We start from the raw sequence: 12365 nt of genomic DNA on the forward strand, positions 1-12365 counted from the left end.
GAGGCTCATACGTCGACTTTTGAAAGACGAAGGTGTCGTCCCATTCGGCGCCGGCATCGATCCACTCTTTCAGCAACCGTAGTTGTTTGTCCGTCAGGCGAGGTCCGTCAGGGGGCATTTGCCGATCCGGATCTCGCGTCGTAACGACGTCAATCAGCTTGCTCTCGCCACTTTTTCCAGGCCGGACAACGATGCCTCCATCTCCCCCCGCGAGAAGCGACTCGCGTGAATTGAGAGAGAGTCCCCCTTCCTTGATCGTACCGATATGGCATTTTCCGCAGTGATTACGCAGCAGTGGAGCGATGTCGTGAACGAAATCCGGAGACTGCGCCGACACCAGTGAAGGTGGTAAACAGCCGCATGCGGCAATCACGACCAGGGCAGACCGACGCAGCCAATGCAGGACTGGAAGTACTATCGGGTGTTGAATCATGCGAGTTCTGGACCTTGCTGCGATAGAGTGCATTCCAGAGACGCATCCGACCAGACGGTACTCGAGTCGCCTCCTTCCAACTCTGGATCTCATTCAGACGTTTGATCAGTATGTTGCTCCAGCCGCCGGCCGTTTTCAACGTCGACGAGCCGCGATCGGTAATCACCCGGTCGCGGCTCGTGGAATCCGGCTTGAAATTCTCACCCTGGTCCCAGCGTTCTTCGACGCTCAATGTCGCTGCGGCGATCAGACGTCGTTGGCAGGTCGCGTCACATCACTTCCGCGATCGGTTCGTTGCCCTGATCGACGAGATATTGAGGAACACCAGAGACATCGAAGACTCTGACGTTCTGAACGTCGATTCCAGCACATTTATAGAGCGTGGCAAAGACTTCCTGAAACTTGACGGGGCGCGTCTGCGGGCTCTCGCCGTTACGATTCGTAGAGCCCACGACCTGGCCTGACTGCATTCCGCCCCCGGCCAGGACCGCGGTATTGGCTTGCGGCCAGTGGTCGCGGCTGTTGTTTTCATTAATTTTCGGAGTACGGCCGAATTCGCCCCAGACGACCACCGAGACATCGCGGTGAAGTCCCCGCTCATGAAGATCAGTCACGAGTGCAGCGAGGCCCTGGTCCAGCAGCGGGCATTCTTCACGACACTTGGGATAGTTCATTCCGTCGGGACCATGCCAGTCCCACCGGCTGTAGTTCAGAGAGACAAAACGAGCTCCTGCTTCCACCAGTCGCCGTGCGACACAAAAATTCTCGATCATCGGCGGGGCACCATCGCGCTGGAACGCTTCGCTACTCTTCCCATAGCGTGCCACGATGCGAGGATCTTCCTTCGACAGGTCCAGAGCGTCGACCAGTTTCGACGTGGTCAGGATCCCCATCGCCTGTTGAGCATAGACATCCATACTCTCCATCTGGCCTCGCTGGTCTGCAGAGCGACGGAATTTATCGAGTGACTGCATCAGAGATGTCCGGTCGCGCAGCTTTTCGAGCGTGATACCGTGCAACACCATGTTTTCCGCACTGCTGCGTGCTTCACGGCCTAACAGGTTGAATGGCGCATGTGCCACGCCGAGAAATCCACCATCGCCTGGCTCACCCCATGTCCGGTTGCCGGTCTGGTACATCAATGCCACGTTGGGCGGGATGGCCTGATTGACCGGTCCCTGCATTTTGGAAACCCATGCTCCCCCCTGTGGCCATCCCCCCGCAGGCTGCCGCTCACCCTTTTTACGCCCAGTCATACACTGATACGCATCGTGGGCCCCGTCGGAATCGGACAACGAACGGACCAGGATGAACTTGTCCATCATCTGGGCCATCCGCGGGAACATTTCGCTGACTTCAATGCCGGGAACATTCGTCTGGATCGCCTGGAATTCGCCCCGAATCTCGACCGGCGCCAGAGGCTTTGGATCCCACATGTCCAGGTGGGGCGGTCCCCCGGGAAGATAAATGTTGATGATGGCCTTATGCGAGTGACCGCTCTTCACCAGCGACTCGGCACGCAATGTGTCAGCCAGACTGATACCGCCAAGGGCCAGACCTCCGACAGTAAGGAAATCCCGGCGGGAAACACCGTCACAGAAACCTCGGACTGTTGATGGACGGCGGCCAAAAATTGTCAGCATCGATTTCCCCGCGTAAAGTGCCTCACCCGACTGGTCGCTGAAAACGCATAACGCATTATCCATACGTTAGCCCAATGAAGTCAACCCGGATCGCTGAGTCAGCAGGCAGTTCGTTCTACCTTTGCGTAAACCGAACTCCCAACAGTTGAGACGGACGCCTCTGAAAAAACAAACCGCCATCTCTGGCGGTTTGTTCTCACGCGAAGGGAGCAGGCTCCCAGCCCTTTCCATCCCTTCAAGCGACCTCGTTGACTTCCAAGTCATCTCTGCGATTTCGTCGGCACGAACCTCATTGCGGAACGGCTATCACTGCTTCGGCGGTGTCGCTTCTTTCACCGTGGCACCGAATTCATCGCTCAGGACGAGAATCGAGAACTTCGTCGCCGTTTCCAGTCCGTCCGTACTCAGAGAGGCATAATCGAATCTCCCCCGTAGATCGGTATAACCATCCTTGTAAAACTGAACATCGCCGTTGGACAGTTGCGCATACACTTTGACGTAGGCTTTGGGAACGGGGCGTCCATCCTTCTGCTGCGTCACTTTGATCTGGCCGTAGTTCTCGATGACCTGCACCGTCAGCGAGTTCGAATAGTAAGCGTGTGACTTGGCAAGGCCCGCTCCGACCACTTCCACGAGCACATTCTTGTTGTGGAGCGCCTCGGGAAGTGGAACTGTTTTGGAGACCACTCGTGGAGTGCCGGGCTGACTCCCTTCCTGAGCGGTCAGTTCAACCTGCAACGTCGAGTTTGGTTTGATCGAGTTGAACTCACCGCGGAACTGCTGCACGAATGGGTTGCTGCTGAACAGCAATTCAACGTCCATTTCATAGAAGTTCACCGTCACCGATTTCAGATTTTGGGTCTCCAGCCGGATCTGGCGCGCTTCGACGACGAATTCGAGCGCAGGCTCTGTCGCCGCCAGTACACTCTGCTGCTGATTTCGGTCTTCCGCGTCAACCGGCCCAACACCTTGCCCCTCGGCCTCGTCAAGCTGAGCAATGATCGAGGCAAACGCCTGCCGCCAGCGGTCCACCGGGAATTCGCTGTACCGGGAAGCGATTCCCCGTGCCCGTTTGTGGTCATCATTGAAAAAGTCGAGGTAGGCAGCGCAGTAATCATATTGAATTCGGGTGGAAATCTGCTCGACATCAACTTGAGCGAAGAGCGACAGCGCCTCTTCGATCCGGTCCTGCAGCAGCAGGTAGTGTGTCAGTGTCAGCAGGTCCTGCGACCCGAGCTTTTTCTCGTAAGAGAGTTGCTTCAGCGTGCGGTGATACTGAGCATGAAATTGGTCATTCACAATCTGTCGCCGTTTCCCCAGCGAATGGGCTCGAGCATTCACGAGCGGCTTATACTCCAGGTGCTCAAACGTTTTCCGCTCGACGGGGTCGATCGTCAGCAGCGGACTTTTGATACGCCCACCACAATCGTTCGTAATCTGATCAGCATACTGCAGGAACTCCCGAATTCGCGGGACGTCGTTGTGCATCAGGGCATACGACCACAGTGTGTGCTGATAAAGATGTCGCTCAGTCAGTCTGGCGAGCGTCGCGGCAAATACGCCGCGATCCCGCATCCGCCAGGCGATTCGATCCAGGTTGAGTGCAGCAATGTTCTGCTGGTCGAGGAATGCCAGGACATCGTCCTGCGAGGCATACTGAGAAATATAGTCCCACGAACCCGTATCAATCCGCGTTGGCTTTTCGACCACGTTAAAGAGGATGGGTTCAGCGGAAGCGATCAGCACTTCGTTCCGGGCAACATGGACCGGGAAGTGTTGAAACTGACCGGCGACAGGAAAGTAAAAATAGTAGTCGAGCGTCCGGGTGTGGAATGGTTCAAGATCGACCAGCACGGTCCTGGTGGGTTGTCCATTCGAAACCGGAATCGAGCCACCCGGAATCTGCAAAAGGACGCTCAGTTTCTGCCGAGTTGACGTCGGATTTGTCAGTACCACCTGGCACCCGTAGACCACCTGAGTCAGAAACTCATCCTGAATAAACTTGTCAAACTGCTCGCCACCTTCCATCCGCAGGCGATCGCCATGACGGAAGAAATTCTGGCTGACGAGAACCTTGGTCGTCCCATCCGCAGCAGCAACAGGTCGAATCTCTTCGTGGAAAATGACGATCGGTCCGTGAGACTTCAGCGTCATGCGTGGACCATCGAACTCTGTTTGATGTTGGGGGGAATCAAACGGTAGATCAAGCACCGCGAGGGCGAGCAGCATCTCCGTAAAGTTGCGTGACGCCTCCGCCAGATGCCTCGACAAAAACGGAGCCGCTGGGTCATGGTTCGCATAGTCATTCCAGAAGCCATTGACGGAGACAAGCCCCGCAGTTTGCTGCTGGATCAGCAGCCGATGGTAATTGTTCTCGGCCCACTCCTTCGTCTTCTCCAGCTTCCGATACAACTGACGAACATCGTCGACGTCGAAGGCCTCCGCATCGCGCAGATACGGGAGAGGAAATGCCGGGCTGCGGCCAAGGTTCTCCTTGAGTTCATCCACTGGCGAATCTTTCGCCTCGTCCTTTTTCCTGTCGGCGTCCGCCCAGCTTCCTCCATGTCGTCGCTTGAACAAGGCTCCCGCTTTTAACTTTTCAGATTTTAGATCCGACCGGGCCTCAGCCCCCCCACCCATGCCCATGCCCATGGCCATGCCACCGGCGCCGCCCATCGCACCCTCGTTGAGAGATCCCCCTAATCCGTTCGAAAAGTTGAGTTCGATGCGTAGTTGGTCTTCCGTTTGCTTTACGCCGAACGCATCGCCGAGTTCCAACGAACTTCGTCTGACCGCCGTCTCAAAAAGTTTCACGGAGTGATCCGGATTGGGGGGCAGTAACGCGTAAAGTTCACGAATATGTCGGGCGGTACTTGCTCGCTGCTCCTGGATTCGTTGCGCCAACAGGACTCGTTCAGCCACGTTGAGCTGTGCGAACTTCCAGGGTTCAAGAAATTCACCCAAGTCCTGATCCAGGAGATACTGGTCAAGGAACGTCTTATCTTTTTTATTGGCCAGGTAAGGTCGAATGACATCCCGGAAGAATTCGGGGTCTTTTCTGGACAGAAAGATTGACAGTTCGTGACACGCGTACTGGGAATAATTCTTCCGACGTTCCTCCTGACTCAGTGTTGGCCAGTCCAGCAGAAAGGAGAATTCATTGAGCTTCGGATCGTTATTCAGAGTTGCATAGAGTCTGAGAACGCGTTTGAGACTATCGTAAGCTTCAAATCGGGATGTCGTGACATCGGACAGGATGAAGGTTTGACCGGATGCGAGGGTCGAAATCTGCTTCTGCTGGGTAAAATGCCCCTTGGCATCCAGACCCGATGCCAGTCGCAGGTCCCGGAAGTTCGCCTTTTGCTCGGGCAGGCTGATACTGCGGAACGTGGTGTTGATCGGATCCACAGCAACAACGTGAATATGTTGATGGGGTCCAAGCAGTTCCTGTTCGATCTCAATCAGTCCATTCTCATTTGGAACTAGATTAAGTAGAACCGCGCTGCCGGTCGCCAGAAAGTCCAGATTCGTCCGGTGAGGGGTTTGTGGAGTGGTGATATTCTGCGTCGATTCCTCGCGTGCCATGGCACTTGTAGGGGGAGGCCCTGCGGCGGCAAAGTCATCTCCTGCAACCGCCAATTGTGTTCCCGTTTGAGTTTCACGAATGGCCCAGGGATTCAGCAGCAACGAGGGACGTTCGAGGGTATTACCGGGAAATTTGGTCGCGTATCGTCGGTCGATGATGTAGCGGTACTCGTCCCCGATGTTACGCCCCGTCAGGAAGGCTGAGTCGGCATGGCTCTGCTGGATGAGATATGGTTCTGCCCAGCGCACCCGGCTCAACTTTACATAGACCCCGTATTCGGGAAGGTACCGAGTTGCGTACACGTGAACGCGAGTCAGTGGAGTTCCGTTCATGACGTGGATCTTCAGTCCTGATTCCACGGGAACAATCGACGCAATTTGAACAGGAGCGGCAGGGGGTAATTCCAACTGACGCTGCCTCCCCAGGACGTAACCGTGTCGACTAGGTCCATCGGCAACACGAAGCCGGATGCGGTTTCCGGTCCCCTTCAGAAACAAATCAAAGTCACCTGCGGGAAGGTCTTTAATTCGCAGCAGTCCATCCTGGATCGACAGGTTCTCGAAGCGGTCGATCGAAAAGACATCACTTCGAACTTCCAGCAACGAAAGTTCATCCCGTGTCGGCGCCAGGGCTTTGTCCTGACCTTGATTAAGCCGTGCCGAACCCGTCCGTGGAAGATACGGCAGCGAAATCGTCTCCCCGACCTGACTGTGCACCGACTGACGATAAGTGTGTGCGTCCTCGGCGACGTGCCATGCCTGCGACTCGTTTTCGCCCACCGTGGCCGAGATATCCACGATGTCCTGAAGGCGTCCCAACTGGATTCGACCGCCCGCATCCGTTTTTAACGAGACAGAGTGAGCTTGCCGGAAGTCACGATGTTTCAGCGTGACGAGCACGGGCCTCGATGCCCGCGCCTCTCCCGTCTTACCTCGCAGTTCCAGCACATATTCGTCATTGAATCGTGCCAGATGCAATTGCTGAATCTTGTCAGTGTTGTCGACGCCATTCAGGGTAAAATTATCCGTGGCAGTCAGGTCGACTTCGCCGCCTCCGTCGCTCTGACGTTTTGTTTTCGCTGTCAATAAAAACGTCAAGGAGGCCAGTCGAGCCGGGACCGGGAATTCGTGGGTCGAATCGCGATCTTCGAACAGTTTGAACTCGGCGATTTCTTTCGAGGACGAAATCCCATCCAGGTCGACGGAGGTAATGTTCAGCTTCACGTCTTTCAGACGATTGACCGAGATCCGTGTTCCGTTCAGCGTGAGTCCGGCACGGACAACCAATTCTGCTTTCTTGTTTTTCAGCAGGGATTCCCGATCAACATAAAATCCCGTCACGAGCGAATAGTTTTCCGCTTCGTGCTGAAAGTGATCGAGCGACGCCAAGCCATTGTGAGTCAGGACGATGGCCTGGCGAGTGGATTCCGAACTGAACGGAACCAGAATCTCTCCCGACGAACCGGGCCGATATTCATGCCCGGACAGCCACAAGGTCGCGTCTTTGACCTGATCGTTCTTGTCATCAAGAATCGTAAAAAGCTGCCCTTCAGGGATCGTCCGTACGAGATGACGCAGGCGTCCTTTTCGGATCAACGCCCGGCTGCTGCGACCGTTCCCAATGAAATCGACGATATAGACGCCCGTCCGATCAAGCTGAGGAAATTCAAACTTTCGGGGGACGCGTCGAAGCGGAGATTCATCAAAGTGATGTGTTTGCTCGACATGCGCAACCAGTCCGTCGAGACTGATGTCTGTGTCGACCTCCTTCTGATTCTGGCGGTAGTACGCCTGTGTGTTGATCTCGAAGACTTTCACGATCAACGTATTCACGTTCTTGATGAACAGTTCGAGCTTGACAGGCTCGTCCGGTGCAAACTGTGTTTTGTTTGTCACAGAGAAATCGAGGTCAACTCGCTCTTTGAGCGATTGGAATTGGACGGCAGGCAAGAGAGCAGACCACTGCTCGGCGTTGCCGAGTCCATTGACGATTTTCACTTCGGCAAACAATTGCTTCAGATAGACATCGTTAATGTAGGGCTCGAATTCTTTAGTACTGGCTTCATCCTGCAAAAGATGCAGCAGGTAGCTGCGAACAAGAGGCTCATCATTTCCGATGGGTGGCAGCAGGGTGACACCCGCATAGTTATTCGTCAGATCGCCGGCGAATCTCTTCACTGAATCGGATTCTGCCATCCGCCGGGAAAGGTAACCAACACGTCGAGGCAACTTGAGATACTCAATGAACCGGTCTTTCCGATACTCCCCGTTTTGTCGATCGAGCACCAGTCGATAGTAAAGTACGTGCGCCTTCAGGGTGTTGTGAACGGGGGAAAGCCGATCCGCAAAGCGGGTCAGCCGTTCGAGGTAGGCCGCCCGGAGCTTGGGATCACGTTGCCAGTCTTCGTCAGCCGTAGGCTGCAGCTTGGTGAGATAGGCCTGCACAAACTGTTGCTGATTCAATAATTCCGGCTTGGCTTTAACGATCTCTTCCAGTTGAGGAAGCAGCATCTGGCGGTGAATCGCCAGAGAACCAAAGCCCCCTGAATCGTCCTGGTTCAGGTCATCAATGACCTGTTTCACCAGTTTGGGATAATCGGATCGTGTGAGACGTGATAGCAGGCTGCGACGATGGTTAGCGCCAAGTTCATACCCCACAAGCCAATCCAGAGCGGATTCTTCGAAGAGTTCGGTATTGTCTGTCGTGACGGCGTTCGCGCGATTAATGAAGGCCTCGCGTGAAATCTGTCCGAGATCAAGGGACGAGGGGAGGTTGGGTTCGGCGTTGAGTTCTTCCTTCTGGTGGAAGTAGTGAATCCCCAGTCGATTTCGGAGGTATTCGAGCGACTTCTCGGGATTTTTATCATAGGTGGCCAGAGCCAGCCGTGTCCGGATCTCCCAGACTCGCTGTGTCTCACCGTGCCGCTTGACCCACTCGGTCAGTATCTGTTCAACCCCCTTATACTGCTCGGTCTGAATCGCATGCAAAGCGCTGTAATAACTGTGGTCTTCCGTCCCGGGAATCAATTGCTTAAGAACCTCGGCACGGTCCTTCGCGAAAACAAAATCTTCCACGAAGTCGATTTCACCTCCAAGTGCAGTCGATATCCAGGCCATCGCCAGAACTCCATAAACGACGCGAAATCGCATGATTGCACCTGTCATAGAAGAGGTAAGCGGATGCGAGGTGAGTTCGCGGCGAACGCACCTCGACTGGTGATCTCCGACTGGCATGCCGTTGGACTCAAGCCTGATCGTCCCGGAACTTCCCTCGTCCGAAAACCGGGTTCATGTCCCGTGCGGGAAAATGTGTGTTGTTCTTGCGTTCGATGAGTCTGTGATGACGAATACAGACGGAAGACGAGACAGAAAGTTCCCGAAATCGCGTCCATGTAACGAAAAGAAGCAGTGACGGCGTTGAAAGAGGACTTATCTCGAGCGACGAGACCGAATGGTTCTCGTCCAATGACGCGTTTCATAGTCTACATCGGGTGGCAATAGCAGCAGCGTATCGAGAACCCGGGCTCTGCGCAAATTGACCGTTGCGCACAGGTCCGTGAGCCCCAACGCATTCTTGCATATTCGAGAAACAAAGAGTTGTTCGAGTCGTTGCTACTCAACCATCAGAATGGGTTCAATGTCCCCGTTCGAATCGAACTTTCCGACAACCGTTTCGTTGAACGTATGATGCCCCAGGCAGGCACGAGCATAACCGGTCTTTTTGAGATTCCGCGAGATCATCAGCTGGAAATCCCCCAGCTTCAGACGATAACCGACCCCTGCATCCGGCCCCACAACGCGGCCGTCTTCAGTAACGGTCAGAGTCCGCCAAGTCGCATCGACACGAGTCCGTTCCGGATGCCAGACAAACAGCAGCGGCGCGAACAGCCCTTCCCCTTCCGCGACGTGCTTCAGAACCAGATCATTTCCTTCGACAGAAAACTCGTGGGGAGTGCTGAGCACTCGGTCCTGAGGAATCCCCAGAGGAAAGACACGTGCCTTGAAGCGGGAACCTGAAATCTTCCCTTCTCGCGTCGGTCCCGCACAGGTGGCGACCATTCCTTCACACAACGGCAGTCGCGATTCATACTCGATTCGTTGTCGCGTCCCTGCGAGTGTTCGGTTGCCGAGAAGCCTGACATCAGAACCGGCCGAGCGGCCTCGTGATCCCGAGTTCAGGATCGGAATCCCGCTCACAGAATCAGCGATGAACAGAAACCGCTCTTTTCGGGATAACATCACAAGTCGTTCAACGCTGAGACGTCCGGGGCCGGACATCTGCAGTTCGATAAAGTCGGCATCAGGATCGGACTGCCAGCAGACGCAGGACCACTCATCCGCCAGTTCGATATCCGCATCGCCGATCTTTAGCTTCAGCGCCCAGTCACCATGAATGAAGGGACGCCCCAGCGCCGTGACGTCCAGTTGCGGAAGCGACCGATGGTGCGTGATGGCAACACTGTCTGCATTGACGCTCCAGTCACTTCTGAGCACGGCAAAACGAGCCCAATCCGACTGGCTGGAGGGCATCGTGGCAATCTCGCTGCGACTTCTCTTTTGCGGTTTCCCCGCAATCGCACGCTGCACAGCCTGCAGGTAAGCCCCTGTCGAATGGACCAGACTCAGTCCGAACAGCCCTGCCGCGGCACTGACCACCGGCAGTGAATCAAGACCTAAACCGTTTGCGAGAGCCCCACGTCCATCAGGCCGACAAAGCACAATCGCGCGATCGACGACGTTACCCAGTAGCTGCCGTTGATCATCGGACCACAGTGTCACTCCAAATCGCTCACTGGCGAGGGTGGACCGAATCAGCGGAGCCAGCCAGAGCGAAAGCCGGGAAATGATATCAGCATGTGGAGTCCCATCCGTGTCGGTGCGCTCGACCAGTTCCTTCGACAATTGCTTGCGGCCGGATTTGATCAGATTGACGGAATTGGCGACGTCACGGAACACCAGCCCCCCAACGAAGGGGATTTCGCCATTTTCCACCAGCAGCACGTCGGGCGGAATCGTTGGATCGGAAAGGTTCGCCGCGGGCCAGTTCCTCAGTTCCGTCAAGGTCGCTCGCCACAGTGTGAAGAACTGCTCTCCTTGAAGACGATGGCCCGATTGATCCAGCAGTTCCAGCGCCGCCAGCAGAGCTAGTGGCCGCGTTTCCTCAGACGAGATCGCGTCAATCAATTCGCCGACGACAGGCTGCACAGTCTGCTGCCAGGTCGCGGCCGGTTTGTTGACGGGGCGGCGTGCAGAATTACCGGCCCGCTTCGCGGGCAATCCAGCAGCACGCGAGATGATCGCGACCAATCCCGTCTCTTCGGGGTAAGCCTGTCGCGACCACATGGATTTTTCACCGTATCCTGCACTGGCTCGCGGACCTGCCCCTGTTACCCGCCGATTGGCGTGCCAGGCCTTCGTAAAGGCCGCCACAGAGCCTCGGCGTGCCGCCTCTTTCACTGCGTCGGATGCGTTCCGATCCCATTCGATCGCTTGAAGAAACTCCGCATTCGTAAAAGTCGTAACATCGGCGATCTGGGTGGCGAATGACAGCGAAGGAATCGACATGGTGATCCAGTTGGTATCGGACGAAGTTATCAGCCGCAGTCCGGCATTGAAGCCAGAGATGTGTCGCAGCAATTCGGAAAGTGGCGTTCGGTCAGTGGAATGCGAGTCACGAGTACGAGAAGAACAGTTCTGATCAGGTTTTCACAGTGGCCCGCGCGATCGCATTCGAGGAAAAGATTACCTGAACCCCATCCGTTTGCAACGCGACAGGCGGCCCCAAGCACCGTATCAAGCGAATGCGACGCCGGTACCCCGTGACGGGTCTGGCAATTTGACAGCCGGCAGGCTCGATCAGCCTGCCCGGATCACCTGCAGACGATGTCCAACTCAAGCCCGAGCGACTGCTGGCGATGGTTTCGGAAGCACGCCAATCTGTCTGCCCGATCGAAACACATGCGTCGCATCCAGTCGGTGGCGTCCGATTTCACGGTTCCCCTCGGAGTCTTCGAGGACGAACTCCCCTTCCTGAAGTTCCAGCACAGTGATGTCAGCGATGGCACCGGGCTTCAGCGTCCCCAGATCATCCTGACGTCCCAGGAATTTTGCCGGTGTCTGCGTCGTCCGCCGGATGACTTCGGCCAGCGGCATCCCCAGATGCAGAAACTTGTCCATCGTCGTCAACAGGTCATACACGGGACCGTGCAGATTGTAGAAGTGAATGTCACTACTGATGAAATCGGGAAGCACTTCCTGATCCAGCAGACTTCGAGCAACGCTGAAATTGAAACTGGAAAAGCCGTGCCCCACGTCCAGCAGCACACCCGACTTCAGCTTATCGCGAATCGCAGCAGGAATTCTCAGTTTCTGATCGACCAGACCGCAATCCTTACCGTGGTAACAATGGGTCAGGACATCGCCTGGTTTCATGCGGTCGAGCACATGCTCGATGGACAGGCTGGAGTTCGGGCTGTGAATAACCAGCGGCAGGTTCAGCAGGTCGGCCCCCTTTCGGGCCATTTCCAGTCCACCCGCCTCGTTGCGTCCCCCTTCGGCCAGATCCGCAGTGCAGCGGATCTTGACCCCCAAAATCACGTCGCGATGCTTCGAGTACGTCCGTTCAAGGGTATCGAGGTCACAGTAACGAAGGTCGTGCAGTTCCCCGAGCAGAGGAGGGCTGCCCACGCTTCCGATCAAACCCT

At 55.7% G+C, this 12365-nt stretch carries 5 protein-coding genes; all 5 read right to left on the reverse strand.

The window, feature by feature from the left end; genetic code table 11:
• Positions 1 to 433 (reverse strand): c-type cytochrome domain-containing protein (locus tag VGE80_RS09170; protein ID WP_440592438.1); only part of this gene is annotated, 433 nt, incomplete at its 3' end.
• 269 nt (positions 434 to 702) lie between these two features.
• Complete coding sequence (locus tag VGE80_RS09175) at positions 703 to 2076, reverse strand: DUF1501 domain-containing protein (protein ID WP_397571844.1); 1374 nt, start codon at positions 2074 to 2076, stop codon at positions 703 to 705.
• Between the two features lie 306 nt (positions 2077 to 2382).
• The gene (locus tag VGE80_RS09180; protein ID WP_440592439.1) at positions 2383 to 8811 is read right to left on the reverse strand and encodes a hypothetical protein; all 6429 of its coding nucleotides are present in this window, start codon (positions 8809 to 8811) and stop codon (positions 2383 to 2385) included.
• A 462-nt stretch (positions 8812 to 9273) separates the two neighbouring features.
• Positions 9274 to 11226 carry a hypothetical protein gene (locus VGE80_RS09185; RefSeq protein WP_440592440.1) on the reverse strand — a complete coding sequence of 651 codons (1953 nt, stop codon included), beginning with the start codon at positions 11224 to 11226 and terminating at the stop codon, positions 9274 to 9276.
• A gap of 327 nt (positions 11227 to 11553) precedes the next feature.
• Positions 11554 to 12365 (reverse strand): amidohydrolase family protein (locus VGE80_RS09190; protein WP_440592441.1); only part of this gene is annotated, 812 nt, incomplete at its 5' end.

Source organism: Schlesneria sp., assembly GCF_036405755.1.
Classification (GTDB): Bacteria; Planctomycetota; Planctomycetia; order Planctomycetales; family Planctomycetaceae; genus Schlesneria; species Schlesneria sphaerica.

Coding starts and splice junctions, on each gene's coding strand:
- VGE80_RS09175 (WP_397571844.1), bottom strand. CDS start 2,076: ATGCTGACAATTTTTGGCCGCCGTCCATCAACAGTCCGAGGTTTCTGT.
- VGE80_RS09180 (WP_440592439.1), bottom strand. CDS start 8,811: ATGCGATTTCGCGTCGTTTATGGAGTTCTGGCGATGGCCTGGATATCG.
- VGE80_RS09185 (WP_440592440.1), bottom strand. CDS start 11,226: ATGTCGATTCCTTCGCTGTCATTCGCCACCCAGATCGCCGATGTTACG.